This is a genomic window from Agreia sp. VKM Ac-1783 (genome assembly GCF_900177765.1).
Classification (GTDB): domain Bacteria; phylum Actinomycetota; class Actinomycetes; order Actinomycetales; family Microbacteriaceae; genus Agreia.
The window spans coordinates 195,762-221,271 of sequence record NZ_FXWI01000003.1 but is presented as its reverse complement, the minus strand read 5'-3'; the positions used below and the strand labels follow the sequence as shown (position 1 = coordinate 221,271).

Annotated in this window: 25 protein-coding genes; 13 read left to right on the top strand and 12 right to left on the bottom strand. The window is 66.2% G+C overall.

All coding sequences use genetic code 11. The annotated features are described in order from the left end of the window. Positions 1-64 precede the first annotated feature (64 nt). Together CCK87_RS10750 and fdhA are read right to left on the bottom strand one after the other, a co-directional pair. Positions 65-1,252: an LLM class flavin-dependent oxidoreductase gene (locus CCK87_RS10750; protein WP_086461441.1), complete on the bottom strand. Its 1,188-nt coding sequence runs from the start codon at positions 1,250-1,252 to the stop codon at positions 65-67. Between the two features lie 288 nt (positions 1,253-1,540). Beyond that, the gene (gene fdhA / locus CCK87_RS10745; RefSeq protein ID WP_085484151.1) at positions 1,541-2,752 is read right to left on the bottom strand and encodes a formaldehyde dehydrogenase, glutathione-independent; all 1,212 of its coding nucleotides are present in this window, start codon (positions 2,750-2,752) and stop codon (positions 1,541-1,543) included. 55 nt (positions 2,753-2,807) lie between these two features. On the opposite strand from fdhA, the gene CCK87_RS10740 reads away from it, so the two are divergent. Further along, entirely contained in the window at positions 2,808-3,476 is a 669-nt protein-coding gene (locus tag CCK87_RS10740; protein ID WP_249273848.1) for a histidine phosphatase family protein, read from the top strand. 10 nt (positions 3,477-3,486) lie between these two features. On the opposite strand, the gene bla is transcribed toward CCK87_RS10740, so the two are convergent. The 3 genes from bla to CCK87_RS10725 are packed head-to-tail and all read right to left on the bottom strand — an operon-like array spanning position 3,487 to position 5,750. Beyond that, complete coding sequence (gene bla / locus CCK87_RS10735) at positions 3,487-4,437, bottom strand: class A beta-lactamase (protein WP_086461440.1); 951 nt, start codon at positions 4,435-4,437, stop codon at positions 3,487-3,489. A 55-nt stretch (positions 4,438-4,492) separates the two neighbouring features. After that, positions 4,493-4,900 carry a nitroreductase/quinone reductase family protein gene (locus tag CCK87_RS10730; protein WP_086461439.1) on the bottom strand — a complete coding sequence of 136 codons (408 nt, stop codon included), beginning with the start codon at positions 4,898-4,900 and terminating at the stop codon, positions 4,493-4,495. 4 nt (positions 4,901-4,904) lie between these two features. Continuing rightward, positions 4,905-5,750 (bottom strand): DeoR/GlpR family DNA-binding transcription regulator, encoded by an 846-nt coding sequence (locus CCK87_RS10725; RefSeq protein WP_086461993.1) that lies wholly within the window; start codon positions 5,748-5,750, stop codon positions 4,905-4,907. 203 nt (positions 5,751-5,953) lie between these two features. Here CCK87_RS10725 and CCK87_RS10720 point away from each other — a divergent pair, with 203 nt between their 5' ends. From CCK87_RS10720 to CCK87_RS10700, 5 genes are all read left to right on the top strand, one after another. Next, positions 5,954-7,243: a sugar ABC transporter substrate-binding protein gene (locus CCK87_RS10720; RefSeq protein ID WP_086461438.1), complete on the top strand. Its 1,290-nt coding sequence runs from the start codon at positions 5,954-5,956 to the stop codon at positions 7,241-7,243. Positions 7,244-7,347: 104 nt separating this feature from the next. After that, on the top strand, positions 7,348-8,283 hold the full coding sequence (locus tag CCK87_RS10715; protein ID WP_249273847.1) for a sugar ABC transporter permease: 936 nt from the start codon (positions 7,348-7,350) through the stop codon (positions 8,281-8,283). Between the two features lies 1 nt (position 8,284). Continuing rightward, positions 8,285-9,202 carry a carbohydrate ABC transporter permease gene (locus CCK87_RS10710; protein ID WP_086461437.1) on the top strand — a complete coding sequence of 306 codons (918 nt, stop codon included), beginning with the start codon at positions 8,285-8,287 and terminating at the stop codon, positions 9,200-9,202. Between the two features lie 64 nt (positions 9,203-9,266). Then, complete coding sequence (locus CCK87_RS10705; RefSeq protein WP_086461436.1) at positions 9,267-10,127, top strand: ketose-bisphosphate aldolase; 861 nt, start codon at positions 9,267-9,269, stop codon at positions 10,125-10,127. Positions 10,128-10,168: 41 nt separating this feature from the next. Beyond that, positions 10,169-11,362, top strand: coding sequence for an ADP-dependent glucokinase/phosphofructokinase (locus tag CCK87_RS10700; RefSeq protein WP_086461435.1), 1,194 nt, complete (start codon positions 10,169-10,171; stop codon positions 11,360-11,362). 33 nt (positions 11,363-11,395) lie between these two features. On the opposite strand, the gene CCK87_RS10695 is transcribed toward CCK87_RS10700, so the two are convergent. The 6 genes from CCK87_RS10695 to CCK87_RS10670 all read right to left on the bottom strand — a co-directional run bounded on the left by CCK87_RS10695 (position 11,396) and on the right by CCK87_RS10670 (position 17,047). After that, a complete protein-coding gene (locus CCK87_RS10695) occupies positions 11,396-12,505 on the bottom strand; it encodes an ABC transporter permease (RefSeq protein WP_086461434.1) in 1,110 nt (369 codons plus the stop codon). Continuing rightward, positions 12,502-13,386, bottom strand: a complete 885-nt coding sequence (locus tag CCK87_RS10690) for an ATP-binding cassette domain-containing protein (RefSeq protein WP_086461433.1) — start codon at positions 13,384-13,386, stop codon at positions 12,502-12,504. Before CCK87_RS10690 ends, CCK87_RS10695 begins: the two co-directional genes overlap by 4 nt. Before the next feature lie 125 nt (positions 13,387-13,511). Next, positions 13,512-14,267, bottom strand: coding sequence for a response regulator transcription factor (locus tag CCK87_RS10685; protein ID WP_086461432.1), 756 nt, complete (start codon positions 14,265-14,267; stop codon positions 13,512-13,514). Continuing rightward, positions 14,264-15,598, bottom strand: coding sequence for a sensor histidine kinase (locus tag CCK87_RS10680; protein WP_249273846.1), 1,335 nt, complete (start codon positions 15,596-15,598; stop codon positions 14,264-14,266). The genes CCK87_RS10685 and CCK87_RS10680 overlap by 4 nt, the downstream gene beginning before the upstream one ends. A gap of 67 nt (positions 15,599-15,665) precedes the next feature. Continuing rightward, the gene (locus CCK87_RS10675) at positions 15,666-15,950 is read right to left on the bottom strand and encodes a type II toxin-antitoxin system HicA family toxin (RefSeq protein ID WP_140162818.1); all 285 of its coding nucleotides are present in this window, start codon (positions 15,948-15,950) and stop codon (positions 15,666-15,668) included. 50 nt (positions 15,951-16,000) lie between these two features. Then, positions 16,001-17,047: a cupin domain-containing protein gene (locus CCK87_RS10670; protein WP_086461430.1), complete on the bottom strand. Its 1,047-nt coding sequence runs from the start codon at positions 17,045-17,047 to the stop codon at positions 16,001-16,003. A 102-nt stretch (positions 17,048-17,149) separates the two neighbouring features. Between CCK87_RS10670 and CCK87_RS10665 the strand changes: the two genes are divergently transcribed. From CCK87_RS10665 to CCK87_RS10645, 5 genes are all read left to right on the top strand, one after another. After that, on the top strand, positions 17,150-18,364 hold the full coding sequence (locus tag CCK87_RS10665; RefSeq protein ID WP_086461429.1) for an MFS transporter: 1,215 nt from the start codon (positions 17,150-17,152) through the stop codon (positions 18,362-18,364). 103 nt (positions 18,365-18,467) lie between these two features. Further along, positions 18,468-19,061 (top strand): sulfite oxidase-like oxidoreductase, encoded by a 594-nt coding sequence (locus tag CCK87_RS10660; RefSeq protein WP_085484121.1) that lies wholly within the window; start codon positions 18,468-18,470, stop codon positions 19,059-19,061. Then, positions 19,061-19,786, top strand: a complete 726-nt coding sequence (locus tag CCK87_RS10655) for an FAD-binding oxidoreductase (RefSeq protein ID WP_349289994.1) — start codon at positions 19,061-19,063, stop codon at positions 19,784-19,786. Before CCK87_RS10660 ends, CCK87_RS10655 begins: the two co-directional genes overlap by 1 nt. Before the next feature lies 1 nt (position 19,787). After that, positions 19,788-20,072 (top strand): DUF6510 family protein, encoded by a 285-nt coding sequence (locus tag CCK87_RS10650; protein WP_086461428.1) that lies wholly within the window; start codon positions 19,788-19,790, stop codon positions 20,070-20,072. A gap of 111 nt (positions 20,073-20,183) precedes the next feature. Beyond that, positions 20,184-20,873, top strand: a complete 690-nt coding sequence (locus CCK87_RS10645) for a Crp/Fnr family transcriptional regulator (RefSeq protein WP_086461427.1) — start codon at positions 20,184-20,186, stop codon at positions 20,871-20,873. Between the two features lie 6 nt (positions 20,874-20,879). Here the strand turns inward: CCK87_RS10645 and CCK87_RS10640 are convergent, their stop codons facing one another. Continuing rightward, positions 20,880-23,168: an adenylate/guanylate cyclase domain-containing protein gene (locus CCK87_RS10640; protein ID WP_170927247.1), complete on the bottom strand. Its 2,289-nt coding sequence runs from the start codon at positions 23,166-23,168 to the stop codon at positions 20,880-20,882. Between the two features lie 100 nt (positions 23,169-23,268). Between CCK87_RS10640 and CCK87_RS10635 the strand changes: the two genes are divergently transcribed. Further along, on the top strand, positions 23,269-23,859 hold the full coding sequence (locus tag CCK87_RS10635; RefSeq protein WP_086461989.1) for a TetR/AcrR family transcriptional regulator: 591 nt from the start codon (positions 23,269-23,271) through the stop codon (positions 23,857-23,859). A gap of 140 nt (positions 23,860-23,999) precedes the next feature. After that, positions 24,000-25,508, top strand: a complete 1,509-nt coding sequence (locus CCK87_RS10630; RefSeq protein ID WP_086461425.1) for a CoA-acylating methylmalonate-semialdehyde dehydrogenase — start codon at positions 24,000-24,002, stop codon at positions 25,506-25,508. Positions 25,509-25,510: the final 2 nt, after the last annotated feature.

Genomic DNA, 25,510 nt, shown 5'->3' with positions numbered 1-25,510 from the left:
TGTGCCAAGCCCGTCGAGGTGGTTATCGAAGGGGCCCTTCGACAGGCTCAGGGAGCGAACGTTGCTACAGGCCGAAGGCCGCGCCCGCCTTGGCGAGGGGCTTGGTTCCAGCCTCGGCCGTGAGGCCGGTCCACTCGTCTTCGCCGGCCACGTGAGTGGATGCGACGGCGCCCTTCGCGCGAGCCGCGGCGACGCGCTCGGTGTGGCTGGGCGGGTTGCTCGGAACGCCCTCGGGGCGCTTCGACTCGTTCTCCTTGCGGAGCGCAGGAACGATCTCCTCGGCGAGGATGTCGATCTGCTCGAGCACCGTCTTCAGGGGCAGACCAGCGTGGTCGATCAGGAACAGCTGGCGCTGGTAGTCGCCCACGTGGTCGCGCATGGCGGCGTACCGGTCGATGACCTCCTGCGGAGATCCCACGGTGAGCGGGGTCTGTGCGGTGAAGTCCTCCATCGAGGGGCCGTGTCCATAGACAGGCGCGTTGTTGAAGTACGGGCGGAACTCATCCTTCGCGGACTGCGAGTTCTTGCGGGCGAAGAACTGCCCGCCGAGCCCGACGATCGCCTGGTCGGCGCGGCCGTGTCCGTAGCTTTCGTAACGGCTGCGGTAGAGCTTCACCATCTGCTCGGTGTGCTGAATCGGCCAGAAGATGTTGTTGTGGAAGAAGCCGTCGCCGTAGTACGCGGCCTGCTCTGCGATCTGGGGGCTGCGGATGGATCCGTGCCAGACGAACGGCGCAACACCATCGAGGGGGCGCGGGGTCGCGGTGAAGCCCTGCAGAGGGGTGCGGAAGTTTCCGGCCCAGTCCACGACCTCCTCCTCCCAGAGGCGGCGCAGCAGAGCGTAGTTCTCTGTGGCGAGCTCGAGGCCCTTGCGAATGTCCTTGCCGAACCAGGGGTAGACCGGTCCGGTGTTGCCGCGGCCCATCATGAGGTCCATGCGGCCGTCGCTGATGACCTGGAGCATCGCGTAGTCTTCCGCGATCTTCACGGGGTCGTTCGTGGTGATCAGCGTGGTGGCCGTGGAGAGCACGATGTTCTTGGTGGTGCCGGCGAGGTAGCCGAGCATGGTCGTGGGCGACGACGTGACGAAGGGCGGGTTGTGGTGTTCACCGGCGGCGAAGACGTCGAGTCCGGCCTGGTCGGCGTGCTCGGCGATCGCGATCATGGCCTTGGTGCGCTCAGTGTCGCTGGGCGTGTACCCGGTTGTCGGGTCTGTCGTGACGTCGCCGACGCTGAAGATTCCGAACTGCATGTTCAATCACTCCTAAACTTTTCTATGCGTTTGCATATATGTGAGTGAGAACGCGGCATGCGGAAGAACTATTCCCGACCATTCCGGATGCGATCTCGATACGCCGGCTCCTTCGTCGCGCGGCTACTCGATCAGCGCGTCCAGGCTTCAGGATGCGCCGGTCGAGTAGCGAGGAACGAGCGTATCGAGACCACTGAGTCAGTGATCTCGATACGCCGGCTCCTTCGTCGCGCGGCTACTCGATCAGCGCAGACGGCCGCGGGCGGCCTACTCGATCAGCGCAGCCGACTACGCCGCGTCGAGGTAGCCGTTCGGGTTGAGCACGTACTTCGTAGCCGCTCCCGCGTCGAACTCCGCGTAGCCGCGGGGTGCGTCGTCGAGCGAGATCGCCTTCGCGTTCACGTTCTTGGCGATGTGCACACGGTCGTGCAGAATCGCCTGCATGAGGCCGTAGTTGTACTTCATCACGGGGCACTGACCGGTCGTGAACGACAGCGACTTCGCCCATCCGGTGCCTAGGCTCAGGCTGAGCGAGCCCTTCTGCGCCGCCTCGTCGACTCCGCCCGGGTCACCCGTGACGTACAGTCCCGGAATCCCCAGAGCACCACCGGCCGCGGTCACATCCATCAGCGAATTCAGCACCGTCGCGGGCGCCTCGCCGCCGCCGTGACCTCTGGCCTCGAAGCCCACGGCGTCGACACCGCAGTCGACCTCGGGAACGCCGAGGATCTGCTCGATCTGGTCGACGAGCTCACCGGCACCCAGATTGACGGTCTCGCATCCGAAGCTGCGCGCCTGCGCCAGGCGATCGTCGTTGAAGTCGCCGACGATGACGGCAGCGGCCCCGAGAAGCAGCGCACTCGTCGCCGCCGCGAGACCGACGGGGCCGGCGCCCGCGACGTACACGGTCGATCCGACTCCGACGCCGGCCGTGACCGCTCCGTGGAATCCGGTCGGGAAGATGTCGGACAGCATCGTCAGATCCATGATCTTCTCGAGTGCCTGATCGCGGTCGGGGAACTTCAGCAGATTCCAGTCGGCGTACGGGACCAGGACGAACTCGGCCTGACCGCCGACCCAGCCACCCATATCGACGTAGCCGTAGGCGCTGCCCGGACGGTCGGGGTTCACGTTGAGGCAGATGCCCGTCTTGCGTTCCTTGCAGTTGCGGCAGCGACCGCACGCGATATTGAAGGGAACGCTCACGATGTCGCCGACCTTGATGAACTCGACGCCCGGCCCGACCTCGACCACCTCACCCGTGATCTCGTGTCCGAGAACGAGGTTCACCGGGGCGGTCGTGCGGCCGCGCACCATGTGCTGATCCGAACCACAGATGTTCGTGGCGATCGTTCGGATGATGGCTCCGTGAGGCACCTTGCGTCCGACATTGGCGGGGTTCACCCCGGGGCCGTCTTTCAGCTCGAAGACGGGATAGTCGATGTCGATGACCTCGACTTCGCCCGGTCCTTTGTATGCGACTGCTCTGTTTGATGCCATGCGGATCTCCTTTGATCGTGTGCCCCGAAACGAGGGGCATCGCTAGGCTGAGTCTATGTCGCACACATCGAATTCAGTAGGGAACTCCTCGATTCGAATCCTCCTCATACGGCACTCGGAGTCCACTGCGAACGAGTCGGGCATCCTGTCGACGACGCAGCCCGGCCCCGACCTCACGGCTCGCGGCCGGGAGCAGGCGGAGGCCCTCGCCGACGCCCTCCGTGACGTGCCTCTCGACGGACTCTACGCATCCACTCTTCGCCGCACCCAGCTCACGGCCGAGCCCCTGTCGCGCGTGACCGGCCTGCCCATCACCGTGATCGAGGGCATCCACGAGATCGAAGCGGGCGACCTCGAAGACCGCGCCGACCTCGAGGCCATGTCGGCCTACGCGCAGCCGTTCACGGTCTGGGCACAGGGCGATTTCACCGCCGCCGTTCCGGGAGGCTTCAGCGGCGACCACTTCTTCGAGCGCTTCGACCGCGGCATCGCCGAGATCTGGCAGGCCCATCAGACACCGTCGAGCGACCGGCCGGATGGCGACACGGTCGCGATCGTCGACCACGACGCCGCGATCCGCGTGTGGGTGGCCGGCCGGGCCGACAACCTCGGCCCCGATTTCACGTCGACGCACGGCTTGGACAACACCGGCATCGTGGTGCTCACCGGCAGTCCCGCCGCCGGATGGCACGTGGAGACCTGGCAGGGCGAGCCGGTCGCGTAGCGGCGCCCGCTCAGTAGCCCAGACCGGCCAGAGCGGCCTCCGCGGCGCGTGCGATGAGCGCGTTGTCGTAGTCGGCATCTTCTGTGGAACGGTTCGACATAACGACGAGCACGATCGGCGAACCGCTCGGAGGCCACAGAAGGGCGATGTCGTTGCGTGTGCCGTATGCCCCGGCGCCCGACTTGTCTGCGACCGACCATCCGGCATCCAGGCCAGCAGCGATCAGCTCGGCGCCGGTGGCGTTGCCGGTCATCCAGTCGATGAGCTGCGCCTGCTGCGCTGCTCCCAGCGCGTCGGTGGTGAGCAGCGTCGCGAGATCGAGCGCGAACGCTCGGGGGGTGGTCGTGTCCCGCACGTCTCCCGGAATCGCGCTGTTGAGCTCCGTCTCGATGCGATCTGAGCTGGTCGTGGTGTCACCGAGTTCGCGCAATGCCTGGGTGAAGCCCTCGGGCCCGCCCAGACGCTCGAGCATGATGTTGCCCGCGGTGTTGTCGCTGAACCGCACGGCGGCCTCGGCCACCGCGCGAAGCGTCATGCCCTCGTCGACGTTCTCCTCGGTAACGGGCGAATTCGGCAGCAGCTGGCTCGAGTCATAGCTGACGATCTCGTCGAGCTGGTCGTCGGGCACCGTCTTCAACAGGATGCCGGCCGCGAGCGCCTTGAACGTCGAGGCATACGCGAACCTCTCGTCGGCACGGTAGGAGACCTCGGCCCGCGTGGCCGGGTCGAGCGCATAGACACCGAGGCGCGCGCCGAACTCCTGCTCGAGCTGAGCGAAGGCGGGCGTCGGATCGCTCGGGACCGTCGGCGGGGCCGAGGCCACGGGTACCGACGACGTCTGTGGCGCGGCCGGGGCTTCGGATGCTGCACACCCGCCCAGGAGAACGAGAACGGTCGCACCGGCGGCGACGACGAGACCGCCCGACCGGATGCGACGCGCAAGACGGGAGCTCATTCTCATGCCTCGAGTGTGCCAGCCCAGCCGCACGCTGTCACATGGGGCTTGCGCTCGAGCGCTAGCGCGGAGTCAACCGGAAGACCGGGATCACGCGAGGCGCCGCCTTGGCCTCATAGTCCCCGAAGCCGGGTGCGACGGCCACGATCTGACGCCAGGCAGTGTCGCGATCGTCGCCCTTCAGCTCGTGGGCCGTCACCTCGACCAGACCGTGCGGAGTCTCGATCGTGATCTCGGGATGCTCGAGCAGGTTGAAGTACCAGGCCGGATGCTCGGGCGCACCGGCCTTCGACGCGTAGATGAGCCAGGAGTCTTCATCGCGGAGCGCCATGGTGGGCGCGACCCGGTCCTCGCCCGTGCGCGCACCCCGCGTGTGCAGCAGGATGAGCTTGTCTCCGAACCCCGCCGTCTCGACATGACCACCGTTGGCGCGGAACTCCTCGATGATCTGATCGTTGAAGCTGCTCATGTTCTTATTCTGCGCCAGAAACGCTCGACGGCAGAAGAACCTTGACACCGTTCCTGCGGAGCGCGTCAGCGAGATCTGCGGGTGGGGCGACGTCGGTCACGAGGTAGTCGACGCTGGCCAGATCGGCCACCTGCGCAAAGAGTCGCCGGTCGAACTTGGTGGAGTCGGCCAGGATGGCAACCTTCGAGGCGCGCGAGATCATCTCGCTCATCATCATCGCTTCCGCGAGATTGCTGGTCGAGAATCCGCTCTCGGCAGAGACTGCCCCGACAGAGATCAGGGCGAGGTCGCAGTGCAGATCGAGGTCGTTCCCCGAATCCGAGAACTGAAATCCGATCGGTCCGATCGTGGCCTGCCCACTCAACCTCACGGCGCCGCCGAACACATACAGATCGCGGCAGATCTTGGGCGAGATCTCGGTCGGAATACGCAGGTTGTTCGTGGCGATCGTCAACTCGCGATGGTCTTCGAGATGCCGCACGACGGAGAGCGTGGTGGTGCCGGCATTGATCATGACGACGGAACCGTTCTCGACGAGGCCTGCCGCCAGGGCGCCGATCTTCTCCTTTGCCGACCGCTGCAACCGGAGCCGCACGTCGAGCTTCTTCTCGGTCGACGGCATCACCGCAATGCTCACGGCGCCACCGTGCGTGCGCACCAGAAAGCCATCGGCGTCGAGCTGATCGAGATCTCGCCGGATGGTATCGGCAGAAACGCCGAATCGAGCCGCCAACGCAGACACCGTGACCTCGCCGACCTCCGTGACATACGCGGCGAGATCCGCCTTGCGTCCGGCCGGCAGCCGGAGGGGCTGGTCGTCGCCGTCTGAGGAAAAGGAGGAGTCGGCCACGTCTGATTTGTAGCAGAACACTGCAGAAACCTGCAAGCCGCTGCCCAACGACGAGACATTTACCCTAAGACGATCAGATAAATCGCACAAGTACGCACGGCTATGCGTTTACTTGCGTTAAACCACCCAAGCGACTACTGTCGCAACGATAAGGCGCACAAAAGCGCATTCAACAGCACGATCCCGCATCTCATAGGAGAGACATGAGCAAAGAAGCTCGTTTTAGAAGAGGCGTCACCACAGCTGTGGCCGCCGCAGCGGCCCTCACCCTCATCACCGGCTGCTCGTCCGGCGCCGGAAGCGACGACTCGAGCTCGGGTGGCGACGTCACCATCGAACTCGCTCAGTGGTGGGAGCCGGAGCTGCCCGATGGCGCGCTGCGTACTCTGATGGACACCTTCGAGTCAGAAAACCCGGGCATCAAGGTCAAGCTGCTCAGCGGCCCCTATGCCTCGACCAAAGAGCAGCTCTTCGCCGGAGCGGCGGCGGGCACGATGTCCGACGTCGTCGGCCTCGACGGCGCGTGGGTCAGCGACTTCGCCAAGCAGGGCGCGCTCGCCGATCTCAGCACTCTGATGAAAGACGCGAAGTACGACGACAGCGAGCTCGCCTCGACCATCAAGGTCGACGGCAAGACGCAGATGATCCCCGTGGTCAACTTCGTCTACCCTCTCTTCACGAACGACGACCTGCTCGCGAAGGCAGGCATCACCACGCCCCCGTCGAACCGAACCGAATTCGAGACGGCCGCAAAAGCCGTGACTGCGCTCGGAGACAACACGAGCGGCTGGGTTTTGCCGCTCTCGTCCGAGGCGCCCAACGGCATCCAGAACGACGTGATGTCGTGGGTCTGGTCGTCGGGCGGAACCATGCTGAAAGACGGCAAGCCCGACGTCACCAACGACGACGTCACCGGTGCCGTCAAGTACATCAAGGGTCTGAACGACGCGGGCGTCATCGCACCGGGCTCGGCCACGATGAAGGAGCAGGACAAGGTCGAGGAGTTCACCAACGGTCGAGTCGGCATGATGATCGACTCGTTGTCGCACATCGATCTGATCCGAAAGTCCAACCCCGACCTCAAGTTCAGCATCTCCGCCATACCCGCAGAAGACGGATTCACGGGCGAACGCGGCATCCCCTATGCCTCGTGGGGCGTGGGCGTGTCTGCCAGCAGCAAGCACCCGGCCGAGTCGTGGAAGCTCGTGCAGTTCCTCATGAACGAGAAGACGAACTCCGAGTTGTCGACGCTCGCGAACGCGTTCCCCGGCAACACGAAGAGCGTGCCCGACTTCTCATCGAGCGACCCGCTGTTCAAGCAGGCCTTCGACATCTACTCCGAGGGCAAGCCCGCCAACGAGTTCGTCGGACTGCCCGTGGCCGAACAGCTGATGCGTCTCTTCGACGAGCAGCTGCAGGCGATTCTGCAGGGAGACGAGTCGGTCGACGACGGCCTCAAGAAGGCCCAGGATGCGTGGGTCGGGGAGTTCTAGCCCCCTCGCCCCACAAACACCCGTCGATTGACGGCCGCGCCGCGGACCCCTCGCAGAGAGGTTCCCGCGGCGCGGCCACCCACCCTCACAGAAAGGCTTCTGCAGTGGCCTCGACTCACACCGTCGTCAGACCGGGCAGCACGAAGCGCAGCACCTCCGGGTGGGCGCCCACGGCACGCAAGCTGACTCCCTACGCGTTCCTCTCGCCGACCGTCATCGTGATGCTCGTGCTCATGCTCATTCCGGTGATCATGGTCATCGGCTACTCGTTCATGGACAACGTCATCACGAACAAGAACCCGGTGTTCGTCGGCATCGACAACTACGTCGAGGTTCTGAGCGACCCGGTGTTCCGCACCGCGACCGGCAACACACTCTTCTTCACGCTGGTCAGCGTCGCTGCGCATCTGCTTCTGGGCCTCGGCTTCGCGATGCTGCTGAACTCGCCGCTCGTCGGCAACGTCACCAAGGCGCTCTTCCGAGTCGTCTACATCTTGCCGTGGCTCTTCACGGTCGCCATCATCGCGGTGCTCTGGCGCCTGATGCTGAACCCGAACGGCGTCATCAACTACGTCCTCATCTCGCTCGGTCTGACCGACAAGGGCATCGAGTGGTTGTCGTCTCCCGACACCGCCCTGCTCGCCGTGACCTTCATCAACATCTGGGCCGGCTACTCGTTCTACATGGTCACCCTCCTCGCCGGTCTGCAGGGCGTGCCCGCCGATCTGTACGAGGCGGCCCGGGTCGACGGCGCATCCGCATTTCAGCGCTTCTGGAACGTGACCCTGCCGCAGCTGAAGCCGATCATCATCAGCATGAGCGTGCTCGACATCATCTGGACCTCGCAGCAGTTCGCTCTGATCTGGATGACGACCGGCGGCGGCCCCGTGAACGTCACGGAGATGCTCAGCACCTACACCTACAAGCTCGCCTTCAGCCGCTACGAGTTCTCCGTCGCCTCTGCGAGCGCCGTGCTCATCCTCCTTCTCACCATGGTGCTGGCGTTCTTCTACGTGCGTCACCAGAAAGCGCGTGACTGACATGACGACATTCGCCCAGAAACAGAGTCCGGCTACCCGCACGACACCGGATGCCGCGCGGCGCGCGCCCGCCCAGAAGCCGCGGCGCCGGCCGAAAGACCGGCTCGCCAAGGTCGTCATCATCCTGCTGCTGCTGACGGGCGCGGCATTCGCCGCCTTCCCGATCCTCTGGATGGCCTCGAGCTCGTTCAAACCGAACACCGAGATCTTCGCCTACCCACCGCAGCTGATCACGTCGAACTTCTCGTTCGACGCGTACATCACGATCCTCACCGACCCCACGAAGGTGCGCTTCTTCATCAACAGCTACGTCGTCTCGCTGGCCGTCACGGCGCTCACTCTGCTCGTGGCAATCCTCGCCTCGTACGCGTTCAGCCGCTACGAGTTCAAGGGCAAGCGCCCGATCAACATGATCATCGTGAGCATCCAGGCTGTTCCGCCCATCACGCTGCTGATCCCGTTCTTCGGCCTGATGGTGGTGCTGGGTCTCTACAACACCTACCAGGGTCTGATCCTCACCTATCTGGTGTTCACGCTGCCCTACGCGATCATCATGATGACCGGCTACTTCAACACGCTGCCGAAGGAGCTCGACGAGGCGGCCCGCATGGACGGGGCCGGCCCACTCACGGTGCTCTGGCGCATCCTGGTGCCGATCTCGATTCCCGGCATCGTCTCGGTGGGCGTCTACACGTTCATGATCGCGTGGAACGAGTATCTCTTCGCCCTCACGCTCACCCGCACGGAGGACATGCGCACGGTGCCCATCGGCATCCAGCTGCTCATGGGTCAGAACTCCTACGAGTGGAACGAAATGATGGCGATGAGCATCCTCGGCTGCATCCCCGTGCTCATCCTCTTCCTCTTCTTCCAGCGCTACTTCATCGGCGGCATGACCGCCGGCGCCGTCAAGAGCTGACCCCCTTTCAGCCCCTCTTCTCACGACAACACTGCCTCACCACAACACAAGGAGAACACCCACAATGCTCGTATCCGGAAAAGACCTTCTCGACGTCGCCAACGCGAACAACTTCGCGGTGCCGGCGTTCAACGTCAGCGACTACGCCATGATGAACGGTCTCTTCGAGATCAGCGAAGAGAAGCAGTCGCCACTGCTCATCGCCATCCACCCCGACGAGCTGAGCCACATCGGCACCGACGTTCTGCACGCGATCATCGCCCGGGCGAACCGCTCGAGCGTTCCGGTGACCATCCACCTCGACCACGGGGCGAGCTACGAGCAGGTGCTGCTCGCGATCCAGAGCGGCTTCACCTCGGTCATGATCGATGGCTCGATGCTGCCGTTCGACGAGAACATCGCCATCACCAAGAAGGTCGTCGACACCGCACATGCCGTCGGGGTCTCGGTCGAGGGAGAACTGGGCACGATCGGCAAGACCGACAACGAGGCCGAAGACGGTGCCGCATCCATCATCTACACCGAGCCCGACGAGGCCGTGACGTTCGTCGAAGCGACCGGCGTCGACAGCCTGGCCATCGCCATCGGAACCAGCCACGGCATCTACCCCGCGACCATGAAGCCCGAACTCAAGCTCGAGCTGCTCAAGCGCATCAAAGCGAAGGTCAACATCCCCCTCGTTCTTCACGGCGGATCGAACAACCCCGACGGCGAGATCGGCGAGTCCGTGAAGCTCGGAGTCAACAAGATCAACATCTCCTCCGACATCAAGGCGAGCTACCACAACAAGATGCGCGAGGTGCTGGCCGACGCGAGCGTGCGCGAGCCCAACACCATCCAGCCGCCGTCGATCGCCGCCATGAAAGAGACGGCCGCCCAGAAGATCGACCTGTTCAACGCCGCGGGCAAGGCCACACTGTACTGATCGAAGAGCCCGCCCTTTCAGCTAAGGAACACGACATCGCGATGAATGACAAGCTCGTACTGGGCCTCGGCGGAACGGTCGATTACGAGATCGTCTGGGACTCCCGAGTGATCGACGACCTCGTTCTGGAGTACGCCATCCAGCCGTCGGAGCTCTCTCGCCTCATCGCGATCCGCAGCGAACGCGACCTGCTCATCGCACTGCTCGCCTTCGTGAAAGACGGTGCGGGTGGAGAACGATTCGTCGCCTCCTCCCGCACCGTCGAGCAGTTCGCGGCCCGCTTCGACAAGCGCATCACCCTCGGCGGAACGGGCGTGCGTGCGGCCTATGCGATGGAGGCTGTCGGGGTGCCGTGCACGCTGCACCTCGTCAGCATCGACGACAACGTGCGGAGGCTCCTCCCCCGCGGTTCGGCCTACATCTCGAGCGCCCAGCGCGACACGCTCGACCCCCATCTGATCGTTCAGTTCGTCGAGGGCAGCCGCGTTCGCGTCGGGGAACTCGAACTGCGCTCACCCCACGCCAACCGGGTGATCTTCGCCAACGATCCTCCGAACGCCGAGCTCGTGCTCAGCGACGAGCTCGGGGCGAGCCTCGAACGGGCCGAGCTGTTCATGATCTCGGGGTTCAACAGCATGCAGAGCGAGGAGTCGCTGTTGCAGCGGCTCGACGACATGCGTCGACACCTGGCCCGGCTCCCAGCGAACGCGCTGGTGTTCTACGAAGACTCGGGCTTTCACGTTCCCGCGCTCAGTCGGCATGTGCGTGAGGCACTGCTCGAGCGCATCGACGTCTACAGCATGAACGAAGACGAGATGCAGGCCTATGTCGGCAGGACCCTCGACCTGCTCGACGTCGACGAGATGGCCGTGGCGCTCCGCGAGCTGCACGAGCTGATTCCTGCCGCGCTGCTCGTCGTGCACACCAAGTTCTGGTCACTCGCGCTGGGCGAGCGCACCGCCGACTACGAGGATGCGCTTCGCGGCGCGATCCAGATGGCCAGCACGCGCTACGTGCGCGGCGACGGCTTCACCGAGCGCAATTACGAGCAGACGGGGCTGCTGCCCGTCAACCCGCTGGGCGCCGACTTCGCCCGCGGCATCCGGAACCGACTCGGCACCGAGGTCTGCTGCGTACCGGCCTTTCTGCTCACGGTCGCGCGGCCCACCACCATCGGCCTGGGTGACACGTTCGTCGGCGGCTTCATCGCGGCGATCGCCCGCCGCGGTAGGTAGGGCGGCCCTTCGACAGGCTCAGGGAACGGAGCCCTAGCCGCGCAGCGCCTCGAGCACCTTCACCCGCGCACCCGTGCGCAGCAACGAGTTCGCGTAGATCTTCGAGCCGAAGAGCACCACCACGACGGTCGTCGCGAGAATGACGAGCAACGACAGCAGCGGCTCCCACCACTCGGCCGTTCCGAGGTAGATGCGCATGGGCATCCCGATCGGGGCCGAGAACGGCACGTACGACATGATCGTGAGCACCAGGTCGTTGTCCCACGCGAACACGATCAAGAAGTACGGAATCATCACGAGCATCATCACCGGCGTGGTCACCGATCCGATGTCCTCCTGACGGGAGACGAGCGCCGCCGCCGATGCGAACAGCGCGGCCAGCAGCACGAAGCCCACGGCGAAGAACACCACGAACCAGACGATCGAGGGCCCCAGGTCGCCGAGCAGCGCATCCTGACCGGTGACCACGAGCCCCACGATCGCCGCCGCCGCTATCAGCACGATCTGGCCGAACGCGAGGAACGTGTTTCCGATCACCTTGCCCGCCAGCAGGGCGCGAGCCGAGATCGCCGACATGAGGATCTCGACGACCCGGGTCGACTTCTCTTCGACGACGCTCTGAGCGATGGTCGTTCCGAAGAGGGTCGCCGCCATGAAGAACACGATGCCGAAACCGAGCCCCACCAGATAGGCCAGCCCGGAGTTCTGGTCGGCAGGTTCGAGCAGTGTGACCTCCGGGCTCGCGCTCAGCAGTTGTACGAGATCGCCGGGCGCCTCGTCGAGAGCCACAATTTGGAGGCCGGTGGGCCCGTCGCCCGGAACGATCGCGGCCTCGACGTCGCCGGCTCGAACGAGCCGCTCCGCTTCGTCGACGCTGCCGACCGTGGTGACCTCGAGTGACGCGACCTGGGCGAGCGCCGCGCCGTCTCCGACCACGGCAACGCGGGTCATGGCGCTCGAGGCGGATGCGCCGAAGATGCTTCCGGCCACGATCGAGGCGACGACGGCGAGCAGCAGGATCGCCGACGAGACGATGAACGCTTTGCTGCGCAGGCGCATCCGCACCTCGCGGTCGGCGACGAGCATGGCACTCTGGGCGAAGGTGTTGGCCCGGGTGTGAGCTCGGGTATCGGTGATGGTCATTTCACGACCTCCGTGAAGATCTCGGTGAGCGTTCGGTGTCTCGGCGCGAAGCTCGCGACGGCCCCCTGCTGCAGCGCGCGTCGCAGCACACCCTGGGCGGCCTCGTCGTCGTCGGCCTCGAACAGGGCGTAGCCACCGTCGAAGTCGAGAACGGTGACGCCCGGCATCTCGCGCACCCAGGCCGCATCGGATGCGACGAGCAGCTCGAACTGCCGCACCGCGTTGTCGTCCTGCAGCTTCTGCTTCGAACCACTTGCCCTGATCTGTCCGTGCGCGATCACGACCACGTCGTCGCAGAGCCGCTCGACGACATCCAGCTGGTGCGACGAGAACAGCACGGGCGCGCCCTGCTTCGCCACGTCGTGCAGCACGCCCAGCACCGTCTCGACGGCCATCGGGTCGAGCCCGGAGAACGGCTCGTCGAGAATGAGCACCTCGGGCGAGTGCACCAGCGCGGCCGCGATCTGCGCGCGCTGCTGGTTGCCGAGCGACAGGCTCTCGACGGTGTCGTCGCGGCGTTCGGCCAGTTCGAGCCGCTCGAGCAGATCGGTGGTGCTCGCTTCGGCGTCACGGCGAGAAACCCCGTGCAGTCGGGCCAGATAGACGAGCTGCTCGGCCACCTTCATCTTGGCGTAGAGGCCGCGCTCCTCGGGCATGTACCCGAACCGTCGGCGGTCATCGGGCCCCAGCGCAGAACCGCCCAGGCGCACGACTCCGGAGTCGGCACTGAGCACGCCGAGGATGATGCGCATCGTCGTGGTCTTGCCGGCACCGTTGCCGCCCACGAATCCGGTGAGTCGGCCGTCGCCGACCTCGAAGCTCACCGCATCGAGAGCGGTGCGGTCGCCGTAGCGCTTGGTGACTCCGTCGATCTGCAGCATGGAGATTCCTTCCGTTTCCTCCACGCTAAAGACGGCCTCGCACGCGCACATCCCCCGAGAGGTGGGCGCCCCCGCGCGCACATCCGCGCGCTCTCCACCCCCAGACGGAGACGACTGCGAGGCGGTCAGGCGCGAGGGACCGCGATGCCGTGCTCGTAGGCGAACACCACGGCCTGGATGCGGTCGCGCACGCCGAGCTTCTGCAGCACCTTGGAGACGTGGGTCTTCACCGTCGCCTCCCCCAGAAACAGCTCCGATGCGATCTCCGCGTTGCTCATTCCTCGTGCCACGAATCCCAGAACGTCGCGCTCCCGGGCGGTGAGCTCTGCGACCCTCGCGGCGGCCGCAGTGCGCGCCGATGCCGCGGCCGAGCCCGTGGCATCCGACGCCTGATCTTCGGCCGAGGCGCCCACCCCGCGGTGGCGCTGCGCGAAGCGCTCGATGACGCGCCGCGTGACGTCCGGGCTCAGCAGCGCGTCGCCGCGCGCCACGATCTGCACTGCGTCGACGAGCTGCTCGGGCGTGCTGTTCTTCAGCAGGAAGCCGCTCGCGCCTCCCTCCAGTGCGGCGAAGAGGTAGTCGTCGCGGTCGAAGGTCGTGAGCACGAGCACGGCGGGCGGATGCTCGAGGGCCGTGATCAGGCGCGTCGCGGTGAGCCCGTCCATGCCGGGCATCTGCACGTCGAGGCAGACGACATCGGGAGACACCTGCCTGATGCGCTCGAGGGCGCCGTGTCCGTCGCGCGCCTCGCCCACCACAACGATGCCCGGCTCGCTCTCGAGGATGATGCGGATGCCGCTGCGCAGCAGATCCTGATCGTCGACGAGCAGCACGCGGATCTCGGCGTCGTCGCGCGGCTCGGAGCCGTCTATCGTCGTCATCGAACGCTGCCCTCCGTGAGTGTTGTCGACGCCGCCGTCGGCGCCGCCCCTGCCGGAATGTCGGCGCGCACGAGGTAGCCGCCACGCGCGCGGGGTCCGGCCTCGAGCGTGCCGCCCACCGCAGAAAGGCGCTCGCGCATGCCCACGATGCCGAGCCCGGAGCCCTGCCCGGCGCCGCGCGAGGGAGTGCCCCCGGAGTCGGTGATCTCGACCTCGACCGACAGCTCGCGGTAGCGCAGCCGAACATCGATAGCGGCGGACGGGCCGGCGTGCTTGATGGCGTTGGTGATCGCCTCCTGCACCACACGATAGACGGTGATCGAGACCAGCGCTGACAGCGGGCGAGGCTCACCGACCACGGTGAGCTGAGCGGCGAGGCCCGCCGAGCGGGCGTCGTCGAGGAGGTCGCGAAGCTGCTCGACCCCATGGGTGCTCGGCTCGTCTGCGGGCCCGGATGTGCCGCTGCTCGGGCTGCTGTCGTCGCGCAGCGTGCTGAGCATGCGATGCAGCTCGTCGACGGCCTCGCGCGCGCTCGACTCGATCGCGGAGAGCGATTCGGCCGCCTGCTGTGGATCTCGCTGCAGAACCCGTCGGGCCGCGCCCGCCTGCACCCCCATCACCGAAACGTGGTGCGCGACCACATCATGCAGCTCGCGGGCGATGCGCAGGCGCTCGAGCGACACGGCCTGCGCGGCCGTGCGCTCCCGCTCTTCGGCGAGTTGCACGGTGCGGTCCTGCAGGGCGGCACGCTCGCGAGCGGCGACCCAGGCTCTGCTGCCGAAGTAGTAGGCGCCGCCGAAGTAGAGCAGGTTCTGCACGACCGTGACGAGACCGACCGCGAGCGCCGGCGAGACCGAGCCCACGACATCCATATCGGCGAAGGCTGCAGAGAACGCCGCGCCCAGCAGTGCGCTGAAGAGCCAGACGAACATGGCCACGATCACCAGGAGTCGCGACACCATCGCGAGCCGACGGTTCCTGCTCCAGGCACCCGCCGTATACATGGCGATGAAGAAGGCGATGTTGCTGAACAGCACCTCCGGCACGTGCAGGATCTGCACGGCCATGAACACGGCCGCGCTGAAGACCAGAACGGAGAGGGGATAGCGACGGCGCCACGCGAGGGGTGCGCTCTGCAGGAGCATCATGACCACGCCGAGCCAGGGCGGTGCCGGGGCCGCGTAGAAGCCCGCGGAATCGTAGAGCTCGAGGCTGCCGAGGCTCAGCGCGAAGATGACGATCGCCAAGATCACGTCGGCGCGATACTCGCGTCGCGACGGCCGCGGGCGCAGCCATCCGTCGTCGAGTGCATCGAGCCTGCTGTTCGTCACAGTACTCACGCTAGCGAACGCCGCGCCGGGGCACCTCCGCCTGCAGAGGGAGGTGCCGCGGTTGCACCTACTTCTTCTCGGAGTTGTATCCCGCGTTGTGCAGCAGGTGACGCAGGTCGAGCACCATCTGCTCGTCGACGTCTTTGTGCTTGGGCTTCGTCAGCACGATGCGCCCCTCGCCCAGCTTCACCACGAACTTTCCATCGTGCTCTTCGCGCACCTCGGCGATCTCGTCGAGCAGGCCGATCACGTCGTTCCACTCGAGATTGTGCGTCGTCGGGTGGCGTTCGATGTGCTCGAGGGTCGTGCGGTGGTGCTGGCTCACGTGCAGGGGTTCGGTGGCGTCGGTCATGATGGTGCTGCTTTCTTTCGAGGGTTCGGATGTGTGCGCTCGGTCGTCGATCACACGGGGTCGGTCGGGTTGCTCTTGGCGACCAGCAGAGGATCGGTGGGCGTGAACGGGAACACGGGCAGCGTGCCCTCGTCGACGTTGAACGCGGCGGCCAGCACGGGGCGCGAGAACGCCGACACCGAGGCCCGGTATCCGATGTCACCCGGGGTGGGCTGGTCGAAGAAGATCAGAAAGTGGATCTCGTCGTCGCCGATGACCTCGATCTGATGCGGATAGGCCTTGGGGATGAAGTACACGTCGCCGGGTCCGAGAAGGTAGGTGTCGACAGTGCCATCGGGGTCGAGGATCGACATACGCGCATTGCCCTTGTGCACGTAGCCCATCTCGGCGGTCTTCGGGTGCCAGTGCGGCTCCCGCATACCCGTATCCTCGATGGTCAGCGAGTACATCGAGAGGTGCTCGAGCGCGGGCCAGAACTGGCTGCGGGCGAGCTTCACGAAAGCATAGGGATGCTGCAGCGGCGGGTTCTGCGCCTCGACGTCGAACTTGTGCGGGTTGTTGAAGCCCGCCGTATCGGGAACGACAGCCGGCCCCGTGCGCTTGACGATGTCACGCGCTGTCGTGTCACGAACGAGAGGCGTGAATGCGGATGCCTCGAGGTCGTAGGTATTGCCGAGCACGGCATCCGACATGGTGCCGAAGGCGGCCTGCAGCGAGAAGTCCTCTGGTCTCTCGTGTGAGAACACGACCACGATCTCGGCCTCGACGTCGCCGATGTTCTCGATGTGGTGCAGCGAACCGGAGTCGATCACGAACATCTGGCCGGCCTCGATGGTGAACGATGAGAAGCTGCTGCCGTTGTCGAGAATCGAGATGAGCACGGAGCCGCCCAGGCAGTACCCGATCTCGTCGGCGTTGGCGTGCCAGTGCGGCTCGCGGATGCTGCCAGGCTGCAGTACGAGGCGCTTGATCGACAGGCCCTTGAGAATGGGAAACGTGTCGGCGGTGAGGCGCGTGATCGAGCCGAGCTCGCTGTTGTGCTGGGATTCGCCGTCGAGCAGCGAACTCACGTGTCGTGATCCTGTGGGGTTCGTCATGCCTCGAACGTATGAGGCGAGTCGCTGATGCGCACTAGACATTCGTCGAAGACCCGGCCGACGGTTGTTCCGACTGCGGTCGCCGACGGTAGCGTCTATTCCATGCCCCGTAGCATCCCCACCGTTAGACACGGTGCAGGTTTCTGGATCGTCGCCGTCACCTTTCTGTTGGTGATGGCGTATTCGACCGTTCCCACCCCGCTCTACCCGCTCTACCAGCAGCGCGACGGTTTTCCGGCCTTCGTGATCACGATGATCTTCGCGGCCTACGCGGTCGGCGTGATCGTGAGTCTGTACCTTGCGGGGCACGTGAGCGATTGGCTGGGGCGTCGCCGCGTGCTCGTGGTCGCGGTGCTGATCTCCGCCCTGTCGGCCGTCCTCTTCCTGCTCTTCCCCGAGGTTCCCGGGCTCATCGTCGCCCGCCTGATCAACGGCGCGAGCATCGGCATGCTCACGGCCACGGCCACAGCGCATCTCGGTGAGCTGCGCGCGACGGCGAGGCCCGATGAGAACACGGGGGTGGCGGCATCCGTCTCGGGCGCGGCCAACCTCGGCGGCCTGTCGCTCGGCCCCCTCATCGGCGGCATCTTCGCCGAGTTCCTGCCCGACCCGCTCATGCTTCCCCACCTCGTGTTCCTGCTGGTATTGATCGTGGCAGCCGTCGCGCTGATGCTCGTTCCCGAGACAGTGGATGTTCCCGACGAGCGACCCGCGTATCACCCGCAGAAGCTCTCGGTTCCTCCGGGGGCGAAGCGGCCGTTCATCATCGCAGCGTTCGGCGCCTTCTCCGGCTTCGCCGTCTTCGGGCTCTTCACCTCGCTGGCCCCGACCTTCCTCGTCGTGACCTTCCAGGCCGGCGACCACCTGCTCGCTGGGGCCACCTCGTTCGCCGTCTTCGCTGCCGCGGCCGCCGGGCAGATCCTTCTCACCCCGGTCGCCGTGCACCGACAGTTCACCATCGCCATCGTGGCGTGCAGCACCGGTCTCGTACTCGTGGCGCTCGGAGCCGTGCTGCCCCAGATCGTGCTGTTCATCGGCGGCGGCGTGGTCGCGGGGCTCGGAGTCGGCCTGCTCTTCAAGGGCGCCATCGGCACCGCGGTCTCGCTCGCCGATCCGAAGCGCAAGGGCGAGACGCTCGCCCTCATCTTCCTCGTCGCCTACGCAGGCCTCGCGATCCCCGTTCTCGTCGTGGGCGCCGCTCTGGCGTTCGAGCCCGCGACGCCCGTGCTGCTCGTGTTCGTGGCCTTGGTTCTGGCGGCCACCGTCACGGCCGGAACCCTCATGCGGCGCCGCGCACGAGCATCCATTCGGCGTTAGGTGCTCGTGACTATGAGCTTTTATCTGCGCCGAGGCCGGCATTTAGAGGACAATCGACACAGGCGTTCGCGATCCATCCGAGCAATTCACTAAGGAGCACACCATGGCAGTCTTCTCCCGCGGTTTCGGCTCTCGCAGGCGCGAGTCCGACCCCGAGCTTCCTCCCGGCCAGTACCTCACCGAAGATTTTCCTGTGCTGTCGGCCGGGCCCACGCCGCGCATCGACACCGCCGACTGGAGCTTCAGCATCACCACCGAGTCAGGCCAGGTGACGACCTGGAGCTGGGATCAGCTCATGGCGCTGCCCATCGAAGACGTGCACACAGACATCCACTGTGTGACCCGCTGGTCGAAGCTGGGCACCACATGGCGCGGCGTCTCGCTCGACACGCTCTTCGCCGACATCGACACCTCGGATGCGTACACGATGGTCGAGTCGTACGGCGGGTACACGACGAATGTGCCGCTCGAAGACCTCCTCGATGGCAAGGCCTGGATCGCGTTCGAGTTCGAGGGCGAGCCGCTCGACCCCGAGCACGGCGGACCGGCTCGTCTCTTGGTTCCGCACCTCTACTTCTGGAAGAGCGCGAAGTGGGTGCACGGCATTCGCATGCACTCCGACGATGACCCCGGATTCTGGGAGCAGAATGGCTACAACATGTATGGCGACCCCTGGAAAGAGCAGCGGTACTGGTAGTGGCGATCGTCGCCGGCTGGCTTGTAGGAACGGTGGCTCGGGCCATGCGCGTCACGCCGCAGGGCCGGATTCTCGTTCTCGACGTGCCCGAGTGGCCCGGCAACCTGGCCGGGCAGCACCTCGATCTGCGCCTCACCGCTGAAGACGGCTATCAGGCCGTGCGGTCGTACTCGATCGCGTCGTTCGGCGATGGCACCACCGTCGAGCTCGCGGTGGACATGCTTCCCGATGGTGAGGTCTCGCCGTATCTCGTCGAAGACGTGGAACCCGGCGACATGCTCGAGGTGCGCGGGCCGCTCGGCAACTTCTTCGTCTGGCGCGACTCGCAGACCGAGCCCGTGCAGCTCATCGCGGGAGGCTCAGGCATCGTGCCGCTCGTCTCGATCGCGAGGGCTCATCGAGCCGCCGCGAGCACGGCGAAATTCCGGATGCTCTACTCGGTTCGGGCGCCGGAGGACGCGTACTACGCGTCAGAACTCGCAGAGCTCGTCGACGACAGCTTCGCCCTCGACTGGGTCTACACCCGCACCGCGCCCGTCGGGTTCGCGCGCGCCGCGGCACGCATCACGCGCGCCGACATCGAGGCGTCCACACTGCCCGTCGCCGACAACCCGCTCGTCTATGTCTGCGGGCCGACCGGTTTCGTCGAGGCGGTCGCGCGCATCCTCGTCGACCTGGGGCATCCGGCGGAGCGCATCAAGACCGAGCGATTTGGAGGCAAATGACATGCCCGAGCACGCGCATCAGGTAGACGTGCCCGTGACCCGGGTCGACGGCAACGCCGCCGCCGGTCCGCTCGGCGAGATCCTGCGTCTCGACATCACCACCGCGATCGGCAGGTGTCGGCACTGCGGCTCGGCTGCACCGCTGAGCGAGGCCATCGTGGAGCGCGACGACGACGGCGTGATCCTGCTCTGCCGCTCGTGCGGACACACGCTGGTCACGTACCTCAGCCGCGCGGGCCGTCAATACCTGGAATTCGCGGGCCTGCTCAGCCTGAGCACGGCGTAGCGACCCGGCCGTCGGCATCCGCGCCCGTTCGGTGCATCCGCTGCCGGTCGACCGGGCGCCGATGCCCCCAACCGGCGCGGATACGCTGATCCGCGCTGGTACCCTGCCTCAATGGCCTCCGCAGTAACGATCTACGATCTGCGCGGCGCTTCACTGATGGCGCCGTTCACTGACGAGCAACTCGACGTACTCGCCGCGCACAGCTTCGTGGTGGCGCTCACCCGCGGTGAACTGCTCTTCGAGGAGGGCACGGCCAGCGCCCACTTCTACATCGTGCGCTCCGGGCGCATCCGCATCGCGCGGCGCTCCCCCGAGGGCACGGAGCTCGGCCTCTCGGTGGTCGAAGGCGGAGGAACGATCGGCGACCTCTCGGTGATGGATGGCCTCGCGCGCTCGGCGACGGCCGAGTCGATCGACGAAGCCGAGGTGATCGCGGTGCCGGCCGACCGCATCCGGAGCCTGTTGACGAGTTCGCCCGAGGCGCTGATGTCGGTGGTCGAAGAGCTCGCCTCGATCGTGCGTCGGCTCACGGGAGCCCAGAGCGACCTCATCTTCCTCGACCTGCCGCGACGGCTGGCGAAACTGTTGCTGACCTACATTCCCGAGTGGCGCCACGATGCGAATCGGGTCGTCGTCGAGCTGCCGATGAGCCAGGCCGGAATCGCCGCGCAGCTCGGAGTCGCCCGTCAGTCGCTCAACACGGCGCTGCGCACCCTCACCCGCGACGGACGCATCACCGTCGACGGCCGGCGCGTGACCCTCGCCGACGTCGCCGCGCTGAAGAGCTACGTCGGCTCGTAGTCGCGGTCAGCCCGTGACCGAGGTCGAGGCGACCTCGCGCGCGAGCTCCTCGAGATCGCGCACGGTTCGCCCATCGGCGTCGCGGCCGGCCGGGTTCGCCAGCGGCCACACGTCGATCGCCTGCTCGTAGAGTCGGCGAGCCGCGGTCGCAGCGCCGAGGCGGCGGGCCGAATCGGCGGCGGCGAGCAGCCAGTGCACGGCACGTCGTGCCGCAGGTTCGGTGGATGCCGACGGAGCGGTCTGCAGCTGCAGTGCGTCGACGAGATGCTGTGCGATGACGGCGGCCGACCGCGAGCCCTCGTCTGGCGAACTCTCGAGAAAGTCGACCGTGGCCAGGTGCCGCTCGCTGCGCGACTTGCGCGACTGCATCTCGTAGGCGACCTGTCGAATCAGCGGGTGGCTGAACACATAGTGCCCGCGCTCCGACGACAGCGGGTCGGTGATCGAGATGACGATGCCGCGGGTCTCGAGCGTCGAGACATCACCGGCGAGATCATGCACCGGCCGCTTCGACACGGCCGCCAGCGCGGGCATCGAGAACGAGAAACCGAGCACGGATGCGAGCTGAGCCACGAGCCGCGCGCCCGCCTCGAGGGAGTCGAGGCGCGACGCGATGAGCACGCGCAGGCTGGCCGGCGGTTCGGCTACCGCGAGCGTATCGGCCGTCACTCCCGGGGCCAGCCGCAGACCGCCGTCGGTGTTCTGCAGCAGGCCGTCGTCGACGAGGCTGCGCAGAAGCTCCCGCGCGTACAGGGGCACTCCGCCGACCCTCGTCGAGAGAAGACGCAGGATGTCGCGGGGCAGCTCCGGTGCCAGGCCCGCGATGAGCGCCACGATCGACTCGTCGTCGAGCGGGCCGAGGTCGAGCACCGTGGTGTTCTCCCACGCTCCCACGTCGGGGCGGCGGTCGAGTAGCTCCGGACGCGTGACGATGACGATCAGAACGGGGGCAGGAACCGTGCGCTGCAGATGCCGCACGAAGTCGAGCAGGCCGTCGTCAGCCCACTGGGCGTCTTCGATCACCCAGACGACGGGGGCGTTCTCGCCGGCGGACATCCGCTCGAACCAGAGCGACCAGGCCGCGAAGAACTCGTCGCGGCCATACCCGGCGGAGCCCGAACTGAGCAGCGGAGCACTCTCCGCGCCGGCGCTCAGAAGCGGGGCGAGGCGCTCGCTCATCCAGTCGAGGTCTGCAGAAGCTGCCTCGCCCGCCGACGCCCAGCTTGCGAGTTTGGTGCGCAGCCGCCCGATGGCCACCGCCTGGCTTTCCCCTTCCACGGCTCCGATGCGCGAGCGCACGGCCGACGACAGCGCGGAGTAGGCGACACCCTCGCCATACGAGAGGCAGCGCGCCGAGTGCCACATGATGGCCATCGGCACGTAGTCGAGGTGGTCGCGCAGCTCGAGCACCAGGCGACTCTTGCCCACCCCGGCATCGGCCGAGACGACGGCGACCTGCGGTCGACCCGTGGCGACGACCCGGTCGAACGATGCGATGAGCACGTCGCGCTCGGCGTCGCGGCCGACCAGTGTGGTGAGGATCTCGGCGGCGGGAGCCGCACCCGACCCGGTCTCGGAGATGACACGGAGCGCCTGATAGGCCGGCACCTCCTCGGCGATTCCTTTCACGGCCACGCGCTTCTCACGCCCGAAGTCGATGCGTTCGACGGTGAGGGTGCGGGTGTGCGAATCGGTCAGCACGGTTGCCGGGGCCGCCGCCGCCTGCAGACGCGCGGCCAGGTTCACGGCGGTGCCGGCGACCATGCCCTCGCCCGCCGCTCCGAGTACCACCGCGACCTCGTCGGTCACGATGCCGATGCGCACGGCGAGTCCGCCGAAACCGGATGCCCGGCCGTAGTCGCCGACTGCGCGGGTCAACTCGAGGGCCGCACGGACCGCGCGTTCTGCGTCGTCTTCGCGAGTGCGGGTGGCACCCCACACCGCCATCACGGCATCGCCGATGAACTTCTCGACCACGCCGCCCAGCGACTCGATGGTGCGGCGGCAGAGGGCGAAGTACTCCGACAGGAGCTCACGGATGTCTTCGGCGTCGGTGCGCTCGGCGAGTTCGGTGAAGCCCACGAGGTCGGCGAACAGGATGCTGGTGTAGCGGCGTTCGGCCCGGGGAGTCTGCGGGTCGCTCGGCAGCGCGGCTCCGCACTGCGAGCAGAAGTTGGCGGCGTCGGTCGACCGTGTCGCGCACGATGCGCAGATTCGGGCGCCGGATGCCGGAGAAGTGGCACGAGCAGGGCTCGCCGCGGGGTCAGAGCTCCCCGAATCGGCGTGTGACCACATGCCCCTCATTTTAGGCACGCAGCAGTCGCGGACATTACACCGTGTTACTGCGCCCTGGCTGACGGAATCGAGACCGACCGCGGATCGGTAAACTTCCAGGATGGCTCGTACCCGTGAGTTCGACGATGAGGTGCTCCGCTCTGCCTCCCGCGAGCTGTTCTGGAGCAATGGTTTCGCCAATACCTCGATCGGCGACATCTCTGCTGCGACGAAGGTCGGCAACGGCAGCATCTACGCCGCATACGGCAGCAAGTTCGATCTGTTCTTCGCGATTCTCGAGTCGTACTGCCAGACGCGCATCGACATCGTGGCGTCGGCCATGTCGGTCGGCCACTTAGCAAAAGAGTCGATCCGCGAGTTCTTCGATGTGATCGTGGCCGATTGCGCCAACCAGGTGGGTCGCCGCGGATGTCTCATGCTCAACAGCGTCGCCGAGTTCGGTGGCAGAGACGAGCGCGTGCTGGCACTCTGCCGCACGACGACAGACACAATGGAGCGCCGGGTCGCAGACCGCCTCCAGGCAGCTGTCTCGGCGAACGAGATCGACGCCGTCGACATCGACCTGCTCGCGGCGCAGATCATCCTGGTCTCGCAGGGCCTCATTCAGATGAGCCGGCTGGGCACCTCGCGGGAGAAGCTCGCTGCTGTCGCCGACGCGTACATCGAGACCCTTCCCCTTCGCGCATCCTGAACTCACCGTCTCGGGCATCCGCCATCATCGACACGGGTCTTCTAGACCATTTTCCGGTGCGATCGCGCCGGTTTCAGCGGTAGCGTGACTGCAGGGGCGGCCGTGGCCGTAGCCCCTCCATCACCGTGAGGAGCAGTTCGATGACCGACACCACCGAGAAGCAGCCCGTTGTGAACCACTGGGTCGACGGCGCAGAGTACCCGTCGTCGTCTGGCCGAACCGCTCCCGTGTACGACCCCGCGCAGGGAGTCGTCACGAAGCAGGTCGCTCTGGCCGATCAGGCGGAGATCGACGCGGCCGTCGCGAGCGCCAAGGCAGCGTTCCCCGGCTGGCGCGACACGTCGATCACGAAGCGGCAGCAGGTGCTGTTCTCCTTCCGCGAGCTGCTGGCGTCGCGCAAGGCCGAGCTGGCCGAGATCCTCACCTCTGAGCACGGCAAGGTCCTCTCGGACGCGATGGGAGAGATCACTCGCGGCCTCGAGGTCGTCGAGCTCGCGACGGGCTTCCCGCACCTGATCAAGGGAGAGTACTCCGAGAACGTCTCGACGGGCGTCGACGTGTACTCGCTGCGACAGCCGCTCGGCGTCGTCGGAGTGATCAGCCCGTTCAACTTTCCGGCGATGGTGCCGATGTGGTTCTTCCCGATCGCGATCGCGGCCGGAAACACGGTGGTGCTGAAGCCCAGCGAGAAAGACCCCTCGGCGGCGAACTGGCTCGCGGCTCTCTTCAGCGAAGCCGGCCTGCCCGACGGAGTGCTCAACGTGCTGCACGGCGACAAGGTGGCCGTCGACGGCCTGCTCGAGCACCGCGATGTGAAGAGCATCTCGTTTGTCGGATCGACCCCGATCGCTCAGTACATCTACGAGACGGCGGCCAAGAACGGCAAGCGCGTTCAGGCCCTTGGCGGCGCGAAGAACCACATGCTGGTTCTGCCGGATGCCGACCTCGACCTCACGGCGGATGCCGCGATCAACGCGGGCTTCGGATCGGCCGGAGAGCGCTGCATGGCGATCTCCGTCGTCGTGGCCGTCGAACCTGTTGCCGACGAACTCATCGAGAAGATCACTCAGCGCATGAAGGGCCTGAAGACCGGCGACGGCCGACGCAACTGCGACATGGGTCCGCTCGTCACCGAGGCGCACCGCGACAAGGTCGCTGGCTACATCGACATCGCCGCGACCGATGGCGCGACAGTCGTGGTCGACGGCCGTGGCATCGAGGTCGACGGCGCAGCCGAAGGCTTCTGGCTCGGCCCGACGCTCCTCGACAACGTGCCCGTGTCGAGCCGCGCCTACACCGAGGAGATCTTCGGCCCGGTGCTCTCTGTCGTGCGCGTGAGCTCGTACGAGGAGGGCGTCACGCTGATCAACGACGGCGCGTTCGGCAACGGCACCGCGATCTTCACGAACGACGGCGGCGCCGCCCGCAGATTCCAGAACGAGATCGAGGTGGGCATGATCGGCATCAACGTGCCGATCCCTGTTCCCGTGGCGTACTACTCGTTCGGCGGGTTCAAGGACTCGATCTTCGGCTCCAACAAGGCCTACGGGGTGCACGGCTTCGACTTCTTCACCCGTGAGAAGGCGGTGACGAGTCGCTGGCTCGACCCGTCGCACGGCGGAATCAACCTCGGCTTCCCCCAGAACTAGCC

Excerpts from the sequence above, each read along its gene's own strand:
- CCK87_RS10685 (WP_086461432.1), bottom strand. The coding sequence starts at position 14,267 with ATGACGACGATAGACGGCTCCGAGCCGCGCGACGACGCCGAGATCCGC.
- CCK87_RS10710 (WP_086461437.1), top strand. The coding sequence starts at position 8,285 with ATGACGACATTCGCCCAGAAACAGAGTCCGGCTACCCGCACGACACCG.
- CCK87_RS10730 (WP_086461439.1), bottom strand. The coding sequence starts at position 4,900 with ATGAGCAGCTTCAACGATCAGATCATCGAGGAGTTCCGCGCCAACGGT.
- bla (WP_086461440.1), bottom strand. The coding sequence starts at position 4,437 with ATGAGAATGAGCTCCCGTCTTGCGCGTCGCATCCGGTCGGGCGGTCTC.
- CCK87_RS10675 (WP_140162818.1), bottom strand. The coding sequence starts at position 15,950 with ATGACCGACGCCACCGAACCCCTGCACGTGAGCCAGCACCACCGCACG.
- CCK87_RS10695 (WP_086461434.1), bottom strand. The coding sequence starts at position 12,505 with ATGACCATCACCGATACCCGAGCTCACACCCGGGCCAACACCTTCGCC.
- CCK87_RS10660 (WP_085484121.1), top strand. The coding sequence starts at position 18,468 with ATGGCAGTCTTCTCCCGCGGTTTCGGCTCTCGCAGGCGCGAGTCCGAC.
- CCK87_RS10665 (WP_086461429.1), top strand. The coding sequence starts at position 17,150 with ATGCCCCGTAGCATCCCCACCGTTAGACACGGTGCAGGTTTCTGGATC.
- CCK87_RS10720 (WP_086461438.1), top strand. The coding sequence starts at position 5,954 with ATGAGCAAAGAAGCTCGTTTTAGAAGAGGCGTCACCACAGCTGTGGCC.
- CCK87_RS10670 (WP_086461430.1), bottom strand. The coding sequence starts at position 17,047 with ATGACGAACCCCACAGGATCACGACACGTGAGTTCGCTGCTCGACGGC.
- fdhA (WP_085484151.1), bottom strand. The coding sequence starts at position 2,752 with ATGGCATCAAACAGAGCAGTCGCATACAAAGGACCGGGCGAAGTCGAG.
- CCK87_RS10690 (WP_086461433.1), bottom strand. The coding sequence starts at position 13,386 with ATGCTGCAGATCGACGGAGTCACCAAGCGCTACGGCGACCGCACCGCT.
- CCK87_RS10740 (WP_249273848.1), top strand. The coding sequence starts at position 2,808 with ATGTCGCACACATCGAATTCAGTAGGGAACTCCTCGATTCGAATCCTC.
- CCK87_RS10700 (WP_086461435.1), top strand. The coding sequence starts at position 10,169 with ATGAATGACAAGCTCGTACTGGGCCTCGGCGGAACGGTCGATTACGAG.
- CCK87_RS10645 (WP_086461427.1), top strand. The coding sequence starts at position 20,184 with ATGGCCTCCGCAGTAACGATCTACGATCTGCGCGGCGCTTCACTGATG.
- CCK87_RS10640 (WP_170927247.1), bottom strand. The coding sequence starts at position 23,168 with ATGTGGTCACACGCCGATTCGGGGAGCTCTGACCCCGCGGCGAGCCCT.
- CCK87_RS10750 (WP_086461441.1), bottom strand. The coding sequence starts at position 1,252 with ATGCAGTTCGGAATCTTCAGCGTCGGCGACGTCACGACAGACCCGACA.
- CCK87_RS10635 (WP_086461989.1), top strand. The coding sequence starts at position 23,269 with ATGGCTCGTACCCGTGAGTTCGACGATGAGGTGCTCCGCTCTGCCTCC.
- CCK87_RS10650 (WP_086461428.1), top strand. The coding sequence starts at position 19,788 with ATGCCCGAGCACGCGCATCAGGTAGACGTGCCCGTGACCCGGGTCGAC.
- CCK87_RS10630 (WP_086461425.1), top strand. The coding sequence starts at position 24,000 with ATGACCGACACCACCGAGAAGCAGCCCGTTGTGAACCACTGGGTCGAC.
- CCK87_RS10705 (WP_086461436.1), top strand. The coding sequence starts at position 9,267 with ATGCTCGTATCCGGAAAAGACCTTCTCGACGTCGCCAACGCGAACAAC.